The following is a 15,535-nucleotide window of genomic DNA, read 5'->3' on the forward strand; positions in this document are numbered from 1 at the left end:
CCGCCCGCCCTTCCCTCTGCTCCTCATCGCGCAGCGCCTTGAGCTGCATCGCCACACCGGCAAGGAGCTGCAGCACGTCGTCGTGCAGCTCGCGGGCTATGCGCGCGCGCTCTTCGCGCACCGCGCCCGCCCGCGCCTGCGCGATCGCGCGCAGCACCGTCGTTTGCGCCTCGTCGCCGCGCGACGCATGTGCTGTTTCCCGGGCGTCATGCCCCGACGACATTGCGTTCATGGAGTGAGGGATCCGCAAGAAACGTTTTGGAATATAGTCGAAGAATGCATGCGCGACAGCGCAGCACCGCTCCGGCGCGATGCGGAATGGGAAATCCCTCACATTCGCGCTGACATGCGAGGAGGACTTCGCCGCCACCCCCGTAAAGGCTGGTGACGGTGTCAAGCGGGCGAACCCACGTACCGCCGCCGATCGCCGAATTTCCGCACGCATTACCCGGTATGGCTCGAACGGGCCGAGCAGATGCGCGCGGCGGATTTCCTTGCGGACGTGGAAAGGGAAAACCAGCCCGCGTAGCTTGCAATGACCGGGACATCGCCCCCTGGTGGCCGCCTGGGGCCTGCCCGCGCGAGCAAGGAAAAGGAGTCAGACTCGGGCCTGCCCCCTTTTCCGGTATCCCCCTCCATGACAATTGTCACATGCGAGGGGTGCATATCGGTTCATGGCGGGAAACGCCGGGTAGCTGCTACGGTTCAAGCGGAACCACGAGCCCAATGAGGAGGGAATATGAAACTCGTCTATTCGCTGTTGATTCCGGCTGCAATTGCCGTCGTCGGCTGTGCCAGTCCGGTGCCGGTCGCGCAGAATTTCCCGCTCAGCCACCAGAAGGTCGCACGCACCGCGCATCACTGGGATGTCGTCGCGAAGGATGTCGTCAGCCAGACGCTGCAGGCGATCGCAACGAAGCCGCAGCTCCAGTCGCGTGGCGTCTATGTCGTGCCGGCGAAGAACACTGCGTTCAACACGGCGTTTCGCGAATTCATGATCACGCACCTGGTCGATCGTGGTGCCAACGTGTCCGTCTGCAAGGTCGCACCCCAGGCAGGGGCGGGGTTCTCTGGGGATGGGAAGGACGTTGAGGTTCAATATGACACGCAGCTCGTCGTTCACGCCAAGTCCGGGCCTGAATACCAGCCGCCGATGCTGACGATCTTGGCGTCAGGGATTGCCGTGGTGCGCAATACGGCGCTGGCCGGACATACCACTTCGGCGACATTGGGTGGTATCGCCGCCGCCGAATGGTGGGCCGGCTACCTGGCGAGTCCAAGCCGCGCAGAGATCATCGTGACGACGACGATCGCGGAGCAAAACCGCTTTGTGTCGAGGACGAGCGACGTCTACTACGTGCCGGACGGCGACGCGCGACTCTTCATGCAGGGGGTTTCAGGCCGAACGTTGTGCCCTGGCGAGAAGGTTGCCCGCCGGACGGCGGAGGAAACGGCGGTTGATACGGAACTGGCTAGGCAAGACATGATCGAGCGCGACATGGCCCGAATCAATCCGGGATGGAAGAAAACCGGGGGGTTCTCTTACTCGTACTGACCCGACTGCGACCATCGGTGGCCGCAGCTGCCTGCAGTAACAAGCTTGCAGGCGATGCGGGGATTCGCGCTTCAGCTCGTGGTATGCGACAACGCCATGGGCAGCGCGATCCTTCGCGGCAATGTGCAAGCCGCGCCTATATGGCATCCAGTCCACTGACGCGCGGAGCGAAAGCGCGAGCTGCTCCTGAACAAGCTCCTTGACCTCCCGACTTCGAGCCCCGCGGCGCGGGTCAATGTGCGTGGAAGCCCGCCCGCGACATCCCCCGCCCGTCGCGCTATGCTCCCAGCGTAGCCACCTGCGGAGCTTCGCATGACGGAGCAATCCTCCCCACCCGCTCTTTCCGCGCCGTCTCCGCGCCCGATCTTCGAGGCGCGCGGCCTCACGAAGGTCTACCAGATGGGCGAGGTGCGCGTGGAGGCGCTGCGCGGGGTGGATCTCGACCTGTACACCGGCGAGCTGGTCGTGCTGCTGGGGCCGTCGGGGAGCGGCAAATCGACACTCCTGAACATCCTCGGCGGGCTGGATACGCCGACGAGCGGCACGGTGCGCTATGCGGAGCATGACCTCACCGTCGATGACGACGCGGCGATGACGCAGTACCGGCGCGAGCATGTCGGCTTCGTGTTCCAGTTCTACAACCTGATCCCCAGCCTCACCGCGCGCGAGAACGTCGCGCTGGTGACCGAGATCGCACACGACCCGATGACGCCCGAGGAGGCGCTCGCGCTGGTGGGGCTCGCGCCGCGCATGGACCACTTCCCCAGCCAGATTTCGGGCGGCGAGCAGCAGCGCGTGGCGATCGCGCGGGCGGTGGCGAAGCGGCCGCAGGTGCTGTTGTGCGACGAGCCGACCGGGGCGCTCGATGCACAGACCGGCGTGATGGTGCTGGAGGTGATCGCGCGCGTGAATCGCGAGCTGGGGACGACGACGGTGGTGATCACGCACAACGCGGTGATCGCGGCGATGGCGGACCGCGTCGTGCATTTCGGCGACGGCCACGTCGTGCGCATCGAACGCAACGAGAGCCGCAAGGCGGCCTCCGAGCTGAGCTGGTAGCGCCATGCGCGCCATCGACCGCAAGCTGTGGCGCGACCTGTGGCACATGCGCGGGCAGGCCATCGCGATCGCGCTGGTGGTGATGTGCGGCGTCGGCACCTACGTGATGTTCCTGTCCACGCTCGGCGCGTTGCGCGCGACGCAGGACGACTATTACCGCGAGTACCGCTTCGCCGAGGTGTTCGCGACCTTGAAGCGCGCGCCGGAGTCGTTGCGCGCACGGCTCGCGGCGATCCCCGGCGTGGAGCGCGCGGAGACGCGCGTCGTGCAGCAGGTGCGGCTCGACATGCCGGATTTCGCCGAGCCGGTGAGCGCGCGCATGGTGTCCCTCGCCGACGATGCGCCGCATGGGCTCAACGGCCTGCACCTGCGCGAGGGACGGCTGCCGCTGCCCGGGCGCGCGGACGAGGTCGTGATCAGCACGCCCTTCGCGAAGGCGCACGCGCTGCATCCGGGCGGACGCTTCTACGCGATCCTCAACGGGCGACGGCAGGCGCTGACGGTGGTGGGCACGGCGCTGTCGCCGGAGTTCGTGCAGCAGCTGCGCCCGGGCTCGGCCTTTCCCGATCCGAAGCGCTACGGCGTGATGTGGATGGGGCGCAAGGCGCTGGGACAGGCCTACGACCTCGACGGTGCGTTCAACGACCTCGCGCTGAGCCTGCGCCCGGGCGCGAATGCGCAGGACGTGATCGACCGCGTCGATGCGCTGATCACACCTTTCGGCGGGCTCGGCGCGTACGCGCGCAAGGATCAGCTCTCGCACCGCTTCCTCACCCAGGAGCTGGACCAGCTCGGCACGCTGGCCACCCTTTTCCCGACGATGTTCATGGGCGTCGCGGCCTTCCTGCTCAACGTCGTGATCAGCCGCCTGGTGACGATGCAGCGCGAGCAGATCGCGACGCTGAAGGCGTTCGGCTACGGCAACGGCGCGGTGACCGCGCATTACCTGAAGCTCGTCGCGGTGATCGCCGGCAGTGGCGTGCTCGGCGGCACGGCGCTCGGCGTGTGGCTGGGGCACGCGCTGTCCGGGATCTACATGGAGTTCTACTACTTTCCGTGGCTGCGCTTCAGCCTGCAGCCGGCAACCGTTCTCGAGGCCGCAGGCGCGAGCCTCGCCGCGGCCGGCGCGGGCACGATCGTCGCGGTGTGGCGCGCGGCGCGCCTGAGTCCGGCGCAGGCGATGCGCCCCGAACCGCCGCCGCGCTACCGCGAGACGCTGGTCGAGAAGCTGGGCGTGAAGCGCTGGCTGTCGCAGCCGACGCGCATGATCCTGCGCCACATCTGGCGCAAACCCTTGAAGTCGGCGCTGACGGTGCTGGGCATCGCGCTCGCGTGCGGCATCATCCTGACCGGCCTGTTCCAGCGCGACACCGTCGGCTACATGATGAACGTGCATTACGGCATGGCGCAGCGCGAGGATCTGTCGGTGGCGTTCACCGACCCCACCACCTATCGTGCGCGCTTCGATCTCGCCGGCCTGGCGGGGGTCGAGCACGTCGAGGCCTTCCGCTCCGTGCCGGTGCGGCTGCGTCACGGGCATCTGGACTATCGCACGACGATCCGCGGCATCGAACCGGACGGCGACCTGCAACGCCTCCTCGACACGAAGCTGCGGCCGGTCACGATGCCCGCCGACGGCATCCTGATGACCGACCATCTCGGCAAGATGCTGGGCGTGCGCGCGGGCGACCGCATCGTCATCGAGGTGCTGGAAGGCAACCGGCCGCTGCGCGAGGCGACCGTCGCGGGGCTGGTGAAGGAATACCTCGGCGTGGCGGCCTACATGGATCTCTCGGCGCTCAACCGCTTCATGCACGAGGGGCCGACGATCTCCGGCGCCTGGCTCGCCGTCGATCACGCGCGGCTGCAGGGGCTATACGCGCGGCTGAAGGGGTTGCCGCGCGTCGCGGGCGTGGCCGAGCGCGTGCAGGAGATCCGCAACTTCAACCGCCTGATGGACGAGACGATGCTGTTCTTCACCTACGTGTCGACGGTGTTCGCGGTGATCATCGCGTTCGGCGTGATCTACAACAGCGCGCGCATCGCGCTGACCGAGCGCGGGCGGGAGCTCGCGAGCCTGCGCGTGCTGGGCTTCACGCGCGGCGAGATCGGCTACATCCTGCTCGGCGAACTGGGCGTCCTGACGCTCGCCGCGATCCCGCTGGGGCTCAAACTGGGCGAAGGGATGTGCTACTACATCGCGCAGACGATGCAGACCGACCTGTTCCGCGTGCCGGTCGTGCTGGTACCGCAGACCTATGCCTTCGCGGTCACGGTGGTGCTGATCTCGGCGCTGCTGTCGGGCCTCGCGGTGCGCCGCCGCCTCGACCGACTCGACCTCATCGCGGTCCTGAAGACTCCGGAGTGAAACCATGAAAACCAGGGTGCAATGGCGCAGGCAGATCGTGTTCGCGCTGATCGTCGCGGCGGTCGCGTGGGGCCTGTACTCGGGCTTCCGGCCGCAGCCGGTGGTCGTCGAATTCGGCCAGGCGGTGCGCGCGCCGCTGCGCGTGACGGTCGAGCAGGAGGGACGCACGCGCGTCGTCGACCGCTACGTCGTCACCGCGCCGGTGGGCGGCTACGCGCGGCGCATCGCCCTGGACGTCGGCGACGCGGTCGTGGCGGGCGCTCCGCTCGTCCTGCTGGAAGCGTCACGCTCGGAAGTGCTCGATGCGCGCCGACGCGCCGAGGCCGAGGCACGTGTCGCGGCGGCGCAGGCGAACCTCGCGGCGGTCGAACAGCGCGTGAAAGCGGCCGAGGCCGGCGCGGCGCTCGCGGCGAAAGACCTCGAGCGCATGAAAAGGCTGCGCGCGTCCGGCCACGTCGCGGCGGAAGCCGAGGACCGCGCGGGCGCCGAGGACGAGCGCGCGGGCTCGGAGCTGCGCTCGGCGCGCTTCACGGTCGCGACCGCGCGCCACGAGCTGGAGGCGGCGCGCACGGCGCTGGGCTTCGCCGCGGCGGGCGGCAAGGGCGAGCCGGTGCTGGTGCGCGCGCCGGTCGCGGGGCAGGTGCTGAAGATCCCGCGCAAGAGCGAGGGCGCGGTCGAAGCCGGGCAGCCGCTGGTCGAGATCGGCGACCCGCGCGCGCTGGAGGTCGAGGTGGATGTGCTCTCGGCCGACGCGGTGCGCATCCGCCCCGGCACGCGCGTGCTGTTCGAGCGCTGGGGCGGCGACGGCGCGCTCGAAGGCAAGGTGCGCGTGGTCGAGCCAGCAGGCTTCACGAAGGTATCGGCGCTGGGCGTCGAGGAGCAGCGCGTGTGGGTGATCGCCGACTTCGCGTCGCCGCCCGGGACCTGGCAGCGCCTCGGCGACGGCTACCGCGTCGAGGCGAGCTTCGTGCTGTGGGAAGGCGAGGACGTGCTGCAGGTACCCGCGAGCGCACTGTTCCGCGACGGCGACGGCTGGGCGGTGTTCGCGGTCGAGGAAGGGCGCGCGCTGCGCCGCCGCGTCGAGACGGGCCAGCGCACCGGGCTGGTCGCGCAGGTGCTGGGCGGGCTGAAGGAAGGCGAGCGGGTGGTCGTGCATCCCGATGACCGGCTGCGGGATGGGGTGGGGGTGAGCGGGCGGTGAAGGGTCAGGACGCAGTCGATCGACCGCCGGCGAGGCTTTGTTGCCGACCCGTTGCGCGATGTTTATACTGCGTTTAAACATCCGAGGGCGCGCGCCATGACCGAAGCAATTCTTGCCATCAAGCACTGGGGCAACAGCCTCGGCGTGCGCCTGCCCGCTGCCGTCGCGCGCGAGGCCCGTCTGGATGCCGATCAGCAGGTACGGATCACGGTCGAGGAAGGCCGCGTCGTGATCACGCCCCTTGCACCGGAGAAACTCAGCCTCGAGCAAAGGCTTGCCCGCTTCGATCCGGAACGGCACGGCGGCGAAGCGATGGCGAGCCCGAACGTCGGGGCCGAACGGTGGTGAGCGCGCGCGGCAAGGCGCCGTGGGCGCCCGACCGCCAGGACATCATCTGGATCGACTGCAATCCGCAGGCCGGCCGCGAAATGCGCGACCGCCACCCCTTCCTGGTGCTCTCGCCGCGCGCCTTCAACGAACGCACCTCGCTGGTCATCGGCCTGCCGATGACGACCGCCGAGTACAACGCCGACAATCCCTTCGCAATCGCCGCGGGAACGGCCGGCGGACGCCGCACCGGCAAGACCAGCTATGTTCTTTGCCACCAGCCCAAGTCGTTCGACTGGCGCGTGCGCGAGGCCGCGCCGCACCCGATGAAGCGGATGGCGGATGAACTGTTTGCGGAGGCGTGCGCGGTACTGAACCAGATCGTGTGCCTGGCGTAAGTCCCGCGCATCGGGGGGAATCTCAGGCGGGCTCGCGCTGCGGCGCTTCGAAATCCTTCGGGATCTTCGCCAGCGCGGTCTTGCCCTTGGCCGTCAGGAAAGGCTCGACGAGGAGCTGCAGGCCTTCCTCGACGTATTCGGCGAGGCTGAAGCGGTCGTCGAAGGCCCAGTGCTTGAGCGCCCAGGCGTGGGCGAAATTGACGATCTGGTAGCACAGCAGGTATTCGTTCACCGGCCGCATGAAGCCGCCCGTGGTGCACGCGCGGATGGTCTTTTCGATCATGCGGTTGGTGCGCGTCTCGCCGTCCTTGATGAGCACGCGCCGGTCCGCGCGCAGCGACTTGGTGGAACGGTAGGCGAGCACCGTGGCGTCGCGCTGGGCGTCGACGACCGCGCAGTAGGCCCACACCGCGCGGCACAGGCGCTCGACCGGGTGCGTGAGGCCTTCGATCTGGCGCGGGATCTCCTGCTCGTAGGTGTCGAGCACGTTCTTCAGCGTCAGGAACAGGATGTCGTCCTTGTCGCCGAAGTACTGGTAGATCAGGCCGGTGCTGACCTTGGCCTCGCGGGCGATCTGCAGAATCGTCGTCGTGTAGTAGCCCTGCTCGGAGAAGAGCTTGGTGGCGGCGCTGATGATCTGGTGACGGCGCTCCTCGACCAGCTTCGGGTCCGTGACCACGCTTTTGACGCTTTCTGCTGAACTCATGTCCATTCCCTCGGTGAACCATTGCCGCAAAGCCCGGCGTCGGCCGGACGCCGTATTGTGCCACCGGAACAGCCGGGTTTCCGCGTCGCCTTGCCGCCCGCCTTACTGACGGTTCAGAAAGCCGCGCACGCGCTCCTGCGTCTCGCCGTCCGCGAGCAAGGCGGCGCTGCCGGCGAGTTCGACTTCGTAGCCGTCCGCGCGCCCTGCCACCGCGACCTCGATGCAGTGCTTGCACTCGGCGATCGCCTTCGCGGGCAGGGCCGCGAGGCGCGCGACCAGGGCAGCGACGAATGCCGGCAACTCGGCGGCCGGGACGACCCAGTGCGCGCAGCCCAGGGCGACCGCGTCGGCGCCGGCAAGGACCTCCGCGCCGAGGATCAGGCGCCTGGCCACGGCTTCGCCGCAGATGCGCGTCATGCGCTGGGTACCGCCGGCGGCGGGCAGCAGGCCGAGGCGCGCTTCGGGCAGGCCCACTTTCGCGCTGTCGGCGACCACACGCAGGTCGCAGGCGAGCGCGAGTTCGAAGCCGCCCCCCATCGCCGCGCCGTTGATTTCGGCGACGGTCACTTGCGGCAGGCGTTCGAGGCGGGCGTAGATTTCCTGCATCCGGCGGGTGATCGCGATCATTTTCACGCGCCCGGCCTCGGTGGCGAACAGCGAACCGATCAGTTCGAGGTCGGCGCCGGCGCAGAACAGTCGTTCGCCGCTACGGATGCGCAGCACATTCACGTGGCGCAGGGTTTCGAGTTCGGCAAGGATGCGATCGAACTGTTCGATCCATTCCTCGTTGATCGCATTGACCGGCGCGCGGCACAGCGTCACGGTCGCAACCGAATCTTCAATCGTCAGCGAAATCATTGCGATGTCCTTTTGCGCCAGGGCGCCGTCAAACCGGGTACCGGTCGGGCCGAAGCCTGTCGAAGCCCTGCTGAACCCGGCCCTTCGACAAGCTCAGGGCGAACGGCCGTGTTTTCGATTGCCGCCTTTGCTAAAAAACGGGGCGCCGCCGGCCTCTGCGCACATCAGAGGAGGATTCGTTGGCAGAACGCACAGGCCGCCTGCGCGACGCCCCTCTCAAACCGGCCGGTGAAACTGCGCGTCAAACCGGCCGTACCGCGAGACGCAACCGGGCGGCGGGGACGGCCGCCCGGCGCGCCGGAACCTCAATCGCCCTCGAACTTCGGCACCTGCTTGTTCACGAAGGCGTTGTAGGCGCGCGTGAAGTCCTGCGTCTGCATGCAGATCGCCTGAGCTTCAGCCTCGGTCTCGAGCGCCTGCTCGATGGTCTGGTTCCATTCCTGGTGCAGGCACTTCTTCGTCATCGAGTGCGCGAACGCGGGGCCGTTGGCGAGCGACAGCGCCATCTCCTGCGCCTTCGCGAGCACCTTCTCGGCGGGGACGAGGTCGTTGTAGTAGCCCCACGCGCGGCCCTCCTCGGCGCTCATCGAGCGGCCGGTGTAGAGCAGCTCGGAGGCGCGCCCCTGGCCGATGATGCGCGGCAGGATGCTGCACGCGCCCATGTCGCAGCCGGCGAGGCCGACGCGCACGAACAGGAAGGCGGTCTTCGCCTCGGGCGTCGCGTAGCGCAGGTCGGACGCCATCGAGATGATCGCGCCGGCGCCGGCGCAGATGCCGTCGACCGCCGAGATGATGGGCTGCGGGCAGTTGCGCATCTCCTTCACGAGGTTGCCGGTCATGCGCGTGAAGGTGAGCAGGCCGTTCATGTCCATCTTCGTCAGCGGCCCGATGATGTCATGCACGTCGCCGCCGGAGCAGAAGTTGCCGCCCGCGCCGGTGATCACCACCGCGCGCACGTCCTCGGCGTACTGCAGCTTGATGAAGGTGTCGCGCAGCTCGGCGTAGCTCTCGAAGGTGAGCGGGTTCTTGCGCTCGGGGCGGTTCAGCGTGATGGTCGCGACGCGGTCGGCGACCTCGAACTTGAAGTGTTCCGGACGCCATTCGGCGGCTTTGAGCTTGTACATGAGAGTCTCCTTGGGATGATTCGGTATGAGAATGAACACTCACTCAGCCAGCGAGCGTGAGACCGCCGCTGACGCTGATGACCTGGCCGGTGATGAAGCTCGCGCGCTCGCTGGCGAAGAACAGCACGGCGTCGGCGAGCTCGGACGGCTTGGCGAGGCGGCGCATCGGCGTGGCCTTGACGAAGGCTTCCTGGTGCTTTTCCGGCACCGCGCGCAGCAGCGGCGTGTCGGTCGGGCCGGGGCACACGCAGTTCACGTTGATGTTGTAGCGCGCGACCTCGCGGGCGAGCGACTTGGTGAAGGCGATCGCGCCGCCCTTGGCGCCCGAATACACGGTCTCGCCCAGGCTGCCGACGCGGCCGGCGTCGCTCGACACGGTGACGATCTTGCCCGAGCCGCGCTCGATCATCTGCTGCAGGAAGGCCTGCGACACCGCGACCGGCCCGAGCAGGTTGAGGTCGATGACCTTGCGCCAGAAGTCGGGCGTGTTCTCCATGAAGGGCTGGATTTTGCCCCAGCCGGCGACGTTGGCGACGATGTCGACCTGGCCATGGCGACGATAGGCTTCGTCGCGGAAGGCGTGGATGGAGTCGATGTCGGTGACGTCGAGGCGGACGAAGTCGACGTCCAGGCGCTGCTCGGCGAGCAGGCCGGCCGCGGCCGCGCCCTTGGCCGCATCGATGTCGCCGATCACGACCTTCGCGCCCGCCCGCGCCAGCGTCTCCGCCGTCGCATACCCGATCCCCGATGCGCCGCCCGTGACGACGGCCGTTTTGCCTTGCAGGTTCATGTCTGTCTCCTCATTCACCAGTCATTCGAGCCTGGGACGTCTGCGCGTGCGCCGCCCCGCTTCCCGTTTGCTGCAGCGTTCCGTGTCCGGTTCCGCCAGCAGTTGAATGAATGATCGTTCAGTCAATTCATCAAGTCAACCCCTTGGCGCGAATTTCAGCGCAATGGGTCAGGCACCTGTCCTGCGCGATGATGGGTCCGGCAGCCCGATACGATTCGGGTTTAACCCTTTGGCGGCTTGCTGATGCCCGTCGACGGGCTCAGGAAGAATGGGTATGGACGACGCCGTATAAATGCCAATCGCACTAATGCACACGGCCGGAAATCCGGCCGTGTGCAACTGAACGATCAATCAGTTGCGTGAAGCGGGTAAGGAGGACGGCTGGCGTAGGGCGGATGAGCCGCAGGCGTTATCCGCCCTACGCCAGCCGCCACCATCGGGCTGGGTCGTGACACGCCCCCTACAGCCGCCCCGCCTTGAGCAGCTCGCGCAGGCGGAACTTCTGGATCTTGCCGGTCGCGGTGCGCGGCAGCTCGTCGACGAAGCGCACCGTGCGCGGGCATTTGTAGATCGAGAGGTTCGCCATCAGGGTGTCCTGCACCTGCGTGGACAGGCGCGAGTGGCTCGCCGCCGGATCCTTCGCCACGGCGACGAGCACGAGGCGCGTGAGGCCGTCCTCCTGCGGCACGCCGACGACGACCGCCTCGGCGATGCCTTGTGCGCTCATCGCGCAGGACTCGATCTCGGACGGGCTCACCCACTGGCCGGAGATCTTCAGCATGTCGTCGGCGCGGCCGTTGTGATACCAGTAGCCGTCGGCATCGAAGCTGAACATGTCGCCGGGGAAGTACCAGCCGTCGCGCAGGGACTTCGCCGTCTGTTCGGGCAGCTTCCAGTAGCCGCTGAACTGCGACGGCGTGCGGATCGCGATCTGCCCGGGGACGCCGGCTTCGGTGATGTCCGCGCCGCTGTCGTCGACCAGGCGCACCTCGGCCCACGGCACCGGCTTGCCGCAGGAGCCGGGGCGCTGGGCGTGGCCTTCATTGACGAGGAAGAGGAAGATCGTCTCGGAGGCGCCGATGCCGTCGATGATGGGCTTGCCGGTCGCCTCCAGCCAGGACTGGTACAGCGTCTCGGGCAGCTTCTCGCCGGCCGACAGGAAGTGGCGCACGTTGCGGAAGCCTTCGCTCGCGTCCGCCCCTTCGCGCAGCAGGTTGCGGTACATCACCGGCGTGCTGAAGAACAGCGTCGGCCGGTAGCGCTCGACCACATCGACGATGCGCGCCGGGTCCGGCCAGCCGGGGGCGACGATGACCGTCGCGCCACAGCGCAGCCCGCCCATCAGCGAATGGCCCAGCGCCCAACCGAAGAACATCTTCGAGGTCGCGAAGATGCGGTCGCCCGGGCGCACGCCGAAGTAGTCGGTCTCCATGCGGTCGGCGATCAGCACGCAGGCGTGCGTGTGCATCACCGCCTTCGGCCGCCCCGTCGTGCCCGAGGAATACACCCAGAAGGCGACGTCGTCGGGCGCGGCCGGGGTCGATGCCAGGGTGTCGGGCTGCCCGGCGAGGAAGTCTTCGAGCGGCACCCCGCCCGCCCGCGGTGCGGTGCCGCGCACGACGAGCTGCGGCGGGTCGGCGAGCTCGGCGGCGATCTCCTGGTAGAGGTGGGCGAATTCCGCGTCCACGAACAGCAGGCGGCAGGCGCTGTCCTCGATCACGTAGCGCACGTCGCGCGGCGCGAGCCGCACGTTGAGCGCCACCGCGACGGCGCCGATGCGCATCGCGCCGAGGTAGCCGGCGGCCATCTCGGGCGAATCGTCCATCAGGAACAGCACGCGCTCGCCGCGCCCGACGCCGTGCGCCTTCATCGCGTTGCCGCAGCGATTGACCAGCGCGTCGAGCTCGCCGTAGGTGACCGAACGGCCGCCGCCGACGATCGCCGGCTGCTCGGCGAGGCCCTGCGCGAGCGGGCGGCCGATGATCTCGTCGGCGGCGTTCATCGCGCCGTGGTACGGAGTGTGGTCGAAACTCATGGCGGCTCCGCTCAGTTGGCGAGCAGCGCGCGGGCTTCGGCGAGCAGCTTCTGCCCGTCGTAGCCCTTGGCGCTGACTTCCTTGACCCAGTCGGCCGCGACCGACTCGGACGCCTTCTGCCACTTGCCCACTTCGGCCGCGGGCACGGTGTAGAACGTGTTCTTGCGGTCGATGCCCGCCTGCCGTCCGGTCAGGGTCGCCTCGTTCCACACCTTGCCCGCCCACGCCGACACCTCCTGGCCGCTGTTGGCGTCGATGACTTTCTTGAGGTCGGGCGGCAGGCTGTCGTATTTCGCCGGGTTCATCGCCAGCACGAAAGTCGAGGTCGACATCAGCGGCATCGCGGGATCGGTTTCGCTGTGGTATTTCACGATCTCCTGCGCCTTGATCGTCGGCACGACTTCCCACGGCATCATCGCGCCGTCGATCACTCCCTTGGCGAGGCTGTCGGAGACCATCGTCATCGGCATCGGCACCGGCGTGGCGCCGAGGGCGGAAAGCATGCGGGTCGCCATGCGCGTCGGAGCGCGCAGCTTCATGCCGCCGAGGTCGGCCATGGTCTTCACCTGCTTGTCCGTCGTGTGCAGCGTCATGCCGGGGATGACGTGGAACACCAGCGGGCGCACGCCCTTGTATTCCGCCGCGGCGTTCTTCGTCGCGTAGATCCACAGCGCGCGGCTCGACTTCTCGCCGGAAGTGCCCATGAAAGGCAGCTCGAAAGCTTCCGAGACGAGGAAGCGGCCGGCCTGGTAGCCGGGCACCGTCCACACGATGTCGGCGACGCCATCCTTGGCCTGGTCGAAGAGCTGCGCCGGCGTGCCGCCCATCTGCATCGCCGGGTAGATCTGGCACTTCAGGCGCCCGGCCGACTCGGCAGCGACCTTCGCGCACCACGGTTCGATGAATTTCACCTGTGCGTTCGAGTTCGGCGGCAGGAAGTGGTGCACGCGCAGCGTCACGACCTTGTCCGACTGGGCCTGGGCGGCAGCGGCCACGAGCAGCATCGCCGTCAGCAGCGGCTTGAGCAGTGTTCGGGTTTTCATCGCGTCTCCTCTTTGGAATGGATGGCCGGCCCCGGCTTGTCAGCCGCCGAAGGTCCGGACCAGGTACAGCGAGATGGCGGGGAAGAACAGCAGCAGCGTGATGCGCATCATGTCGGAGGCGAGGAAGGGCATGACTCCGCGGAAAGTGTCGGTGAGCGGCACGTCCTTCGCGGCCTTGTTGATGATGTAGATGTTCATGCCGACCGGCGGATGCACGAGGCCGATCTCGACCACCATCAGCACCAGAATGCCGAACCAGATCGACTTCTCCTCGGGCGCCAGCCCCCAGAACTCCAGCCCCATGATCACCGGGTAGAAGATGGGGATGGTCAGCAGGATCATGGCCATCGCGTCCATGACGCAGCCGAGGAAGACGTAGATCAGCAGGATCGCGGTGAGCACCAGCAACGGCGGCAGGCCGCTGTCCCGAACCCAGTTCGCGAGCTCGACCGGCATCTGCGTGAGCGCGAGCCCGGTGTTGAGCATGTCGGCGCCGAGCAGCACGAGGAAGATCATCGCCGTGGCCTCGGCCGCGCCGAGCACGCTTTCGCGGACGCCCTCGGCGCGCATGCCGCCAGTGACTACCGCGAGGATGCCGCAGGCCGCGGCGCCGATCGATGCCGCCTCGGTGGGGTTGGCCCAGCCGCCGTAGATGCCGACGATGACGACGAGGAAGATCAGCGCCACCGGCGTGACGTTGGCGATCGAGCGCAGCTTCTCCGCCAGCGGCACATGCGGGCCCGCCGGGCCGGCTTCGGGCTTGAGCGTGACGATGATGCGGATCACCAGCATGTAGCCGAGCATCGCGATCAGGCCCGGCAGCACCGCCGCCATGAAGAGCTTGCCGATCGACTCCTGCGTGAGCACCGCGTAGATCACCAGCGGCACCGAGGGCGGGATCAGGATGCCGAGCGTGCCACCCGCCGCCAGCGCCCCGGTCGACAGAGCGCCGGAGTAGTTGTAGCGCTTCAATTCCGGCAGCGCGACCTGTCCCATCGTCGCCGCCGTCGCAAGCGAGGAGCCGCAGATCGCGCCGAAGCCCGCGCAGGCGCCGGTGGAGGCGATCGCGACGCCGCCGCGCCAGTGCCCGACGAGCGAGCTCACGCAGCGGAACAGCGCGCGCGACAGGCCGCCGTGGGTCGCGAACTGGCCCATCAGCAGGAACATCGGGATGACGGCCAGATCGTAGTTGGAGAGCCGCGCGTAGGCGAGGTTCTTCAGCATGTTGAGGAAGGGGGGGAGCTCGCCGCCCATCATCGTCAGGTAGCCGCCTGCGCCGACGACGAACATGGTGATGCCGATATGCACGCGCAGCACCAGCATCGCCAGCAGGATCGCGAACATCGTCGCGCCGATCGCAATGCCGCTCATTTCGCACCTCCGAGCACGACGCCGAAGCGGCGCCCCGCGATGTAAAGACTGGTCGCCGTGAACAACAGGAAACCCGGCACGATCAAGGCGATCGCCACCCAGCCCGGCCAGCCGAGCATCACCGATGCCTCGCCCGAGTCGTAGGACGACACCGCCGCCGCGCCGGTGCGCCACGCAACCAGCAGCGCGACCGCCCCCATCAGCAGCGCCGCGACGCCGTCGAGCAGCGCGCGCACGCGCAGCGGCAGCCAGTGCGTGAAGAAGTCCACGCGCACGTGGCCGTCGACCATCTGGCAGTAGGAGAAGAAAGTCGCGGACGCGACCGCCGCGCCCATCTGCAGGACCTCGAAATCGCCCGGCACCGGCAGCGCGAACAGCTTGCGCCCGACGATCGAGACCAGCGACATGCCGATCATGAGCATGAACACCGTCCCGCCCATCAGCGCCGACACCCGGCTCGCCGCGTACAGGCGCCGGCCCCACGGCCCGTGCGGCAGGGCCTCGGGGTGCGCGACGTGTTCGATCGAACCGGGTTCGAGTTGGACGCCGGCGTCCTCCTCCCCGTCTCCGCTCCCGGTGCCACAGACCTTCGCCGGCCGCAGGCCCGCGGCGGCGGCCGCGTCCAGGCTCACTACGCTTGCATGCATGTTCCGTCTCCTCCTCGCTCCGTTCTATAGATGAACGTTCATTCAGTAGACAT

The 15,535-nt window shown here is 68.0% G+C and carries 15 protein-coding genes; 6 read left to right on the forward strand and 9 right to left on the reverse strand.

What is annotated here, in order from left to right:
• Window positions 1–232, reverse strand: a 232-nt coding sequence (locus GPA22_RS22650) for a histidine kinase (RefSeq protein ID WP_211169211.1), incomplete at its 3' end; no start/stop codon positions are given.
• Window positions 233–739: 507 nt separating this feature from the next.
• Here GPA22_RS22650 and GPA22_RS18180 point away from each other — a divergent pair.
• The 6 genes from GPA22_RS18180 to GPA22_RS18205 all read left to right on the forward strand — a co-directional run bounded on the left by GPA22_RS18180 (window position 740) and on the right by GPA22_RS18205 (window position 6,908).
• On the forward strand, window positions 740–1,555 hold the full coding sequence (locus GPA22_RS18180) for a hypothetical protein (protein ID WP_169257475.1): 816 nt from the start codon (window positions 740–742) through the stop codon (window positions 1,553–1,555).
• A 312-nt stretch (window positions 1,556–1,867) separates the two neighbouring features.
• A complete protein-coding gene (locus GPA22_RS18185) occupies window positions 1,868–2,614 on the forward strand; it encodes an ABC transporter ATP-binding protein (RefSeq protein ID WP_169257476.1) in 747 nt (248 codons plus the stop codon).
• Between the two features lie 4 nt (window positions 2,615–2,618).
• Window positions 2,619–4,982, forward strand: a complete 2,364-nt coding sequence (locus GPA22_RS18190; RefSeq protein ID WP_169257477.1) for an ABC transporter permease — start codon at window positions 2,619–2,621, stop codon at window positions 4,980–4,982.
• A 4-nt stretch (window positions 4,983–4,986) separates the two neighbouring features.
• Window positions 4,987–6,183 (forward strand): efflux RND transporter periplasmic adaptor subunit, encoded by a 1,197-nt coding sequence (locus GPA22_RS18195; RefSeq protein ID WP_169257478.1) that lies wholly within the window; start codon window positions 4,987–4,989, stop codon window positions 6,181–6,183.
• 96 nt (window positions 6,184–6,279) lie between these two features.
• A complete protein-coding gene (locus GPA22_RS18200) occupies window positions 6,280–6,531 on the forward strand; it encodes an AbrB/MazE/SpoVT family DNA-binding domain-containing protein (RefSeq protein ID WP_121430571.1) in 252 nt (83 codons plus the stop codon).
• Complete coding sequence (locus GPA22_RS18205; RefSeq protein ID WP_343036093.1) at window positions 6,528–6,908, forward strand: type II toxin-antitoxin system PemK/MazF family toxin; 381 nt, start codon at window positions 6,528–6,530, stop codon at window positions 6,906–6,908. The genes GPA22_RS18200 and GPA22_RS18205 overlap by 4 nt, the downstream gene beginning before the upstream one ends.
• Window positions 6,909–6,930: 22 nt before the next feature.
• On the opposite strand, the gene hbdR is transcribed toward GPA22_RS18205, so the two are convergent.
• The 8 genes from hbdR to GPA22_RS18245 form a co-directional block, all read right to left on the reverse strand.
• Window positions 6,931–7,620, reverse strand: a complete 690-nt coding sequence (hbdR, locus tag GPA22_RS18210; protein WP_484463055.1) for an HTH-type transcriptional regulator HbdR — start codon at window positions 7,618–7,620, stop codon at window positions 6,931–6,933.
• Between the two features lie 96 nt (window positions 7,621–7,716).
• Complete coding sequence (locus GPA22_RS18215) at window positions 7,717–8,472, reverse strand: enoyl-CoA hydratase/isomerase family protein (protein ID WP_169257481.1); 756 nt, start codon at window positions 8,470–8,472, stop codon at window positions 7,717–7,719.
• Between the two features lie 305 nt (window positions 8,473–8,777).
• Entirely contained in the window at window positions 8,778–9,596 is an 819-nt protein-coding gene (locus GPA22_RS18220) for an enoyl-CoA hydratase family protein (RefSeq protein ID WP_169257482.1), read from the reverse strand.
• A gap of 43 nt (window positions 9,597–9,639) precedes the next feature.
• Window positions 9,640–10,386, reverse strand: a complete 747-nt coding sequence (locus GPA22_RS18225) for an SDR family NAD(P)-dependent oxidoreductase (RefSeq protein WP_169257483.1) — start codon at window positions 10,384–10,386, stop codon at window positions 9,640–9,642.
• A gap of 460 nt (window positions 10,387–10,846) precedes the next feature.
• A complete protein-coding gene (gene hbdA / locus GPA22_RS18230; protein ID WP_169257484.1) occupies window positions 10,847–12,421 on the reverse strand; it encodes a 3-hydroxybenzoate--CoA ligase HbdA in 1,575 nt (524 codons plus the stop codon).
• Between the two features lie 11 nt (window positions 12,422–12,432).
• Window positions 12,433–13,464 carry a TRAP transporter substrate-binding protein gene (locus tag GPA22_RS18235; RefSeq protein ID WP_169257485.1) on the reverse strand — a complete coding sequence of 344 codons (1,032 nt, stop codon included), beginning with the start codon at window positions 13,462–13,464 and terminating at the stop codon, window positions 12,433–12,435.
• Window positions 13,465–13,503: 39 nt separating this feature from the next.
• Window positions 13,504–14,835: a TRAP transporter large permease gene (locus tag GPA22_RS18240; protein WP_169257486.1), complete on the reverse strand. Its 1,332-nt coding sequence runs from the start codon at window positions 14,833–14,835 to the stop codon at window positions 13,504–13,506.
• Window positions 14,832–15,482, reverse strand: a complete 651-nt coding sequence (locus GPA22_RS18245) for a TRAP transporter small permease (protein WP_169257487.1) — start codon at window positions 15,480–15,482, stop codon at window positions 14,832–14,834. The genes GPA22_RS18240 and GPA22_RS18245 overlap by 4 nt, the downstream gene beginning before the upstream one ends.
• Window positions 15,483–15,535 lie beyond the last annotated feature (53 nt).

It is taken from the genome of Aromatoleum toluvorans (assembly GCF_012910905.1).
Classification (GTDB): Bacteria; Pseudomonadota; Gammaproteobacteria; order Burkholderiales; family Rhodocyclaceae; genus Aromatoleum; species Aromatoleum toluvorans.

Excerpts from the sequence above, each read along its gene's own strand:
- hbdA (WP_169257484.1), bottom strand. The coding sequence starts at position 12,421 with ATGAGTTTCGACCACACTCCGTACCACGGCGCGATGAACGCCGCCGAC.
- GPA22_RS18215 (WP_169257481.1), bottom strand. The coding sequence starts at position 8,472 with ATGATTTCGCTGACGATTGAAGATTCGGTTGCGACCGTGACGCTGTGC.
- GPA22_RS18200 (WP_121430571.1), top strand. The coding sequence starts at position 6,280 with ATGACCGAAGCAATTCTTGCCATCAAGCACTGGGGCAACAGCCTCGGC.
- GPA22_RS18195 (WP_169257478.1), top strand. The coding sequence starts at position 4,987 with ATGAAAACCAGGGTGCAATGGCGCAGGCAGATCGTGTTCGCGCTGATC.
- GPA22_RS18240 (WP_169257486.1), bottom strand. The coding sequence starts at position 14,835 with ATGAGCGGCATTGCGATCGGCGCGACGATGTTCGCGATCCTGCTGGCG.
- GPA22_RS18220 (WP_169257482.1), bottom strand. The coding sequence starts at position 9,596 with ATGTACAAGCTCAAAGCCGCCGAATGGCGTCCGGAACACTTCAAGTTC.
- GPA22_RS18185 (WP_169257476.1), top strand. The coding sequence starts at position 1,868 with ATGACGGAGCAATCCTCCCCACCCGCTCTTTCCGCGCCGTCTCCGCGC.
- GPA22_RS18225 (WP_169257483.1), bottom strand. The coding sequence starts at position 10,386 with ATGAACCTGCAAGGCAAAACGGCCGTCGTCACGGGCGGCGCATCGGGG.
- GPA22_RS18190 (WP_169257477.1), top strand. The coding sequence starts at position 2,619 with ATGCGCGCCATCGACCGCAAGCTGTGGCGCGACCTGTGGCACATGCGC.
- GPA22_RS18245 (WP_169257487.1), bottom strand. The coding sequence starts at position 15,482 with ATGCATGCAAGCGTAGTGAGCCTGGACGCGGCCGCCGCCGCGGGCCTG.
- GPA22_RS18235 (WP_169257485.1), bottom strand. The coding sequence starts at position 13,464 with ATGAAAACCCGAACACTGCTCAAGCCGCTGCTGACGGCGATGCTGCTC.
- hbdR (WP_484463055.1), bottom strand. The coding sequence starts at position 7,620 with ATGGACATGAGTTCAGCAGAAAGCGTCAAAAGCGTGGTCACGGACCCG.
- GPA22_RS18180 (WP_169257475.1), top strand. The coding sequence starts at position 740 with ATGAAACTCGTCTATTCGCTGTTGATTCCGGCTGCAATTGCCGTCGTC.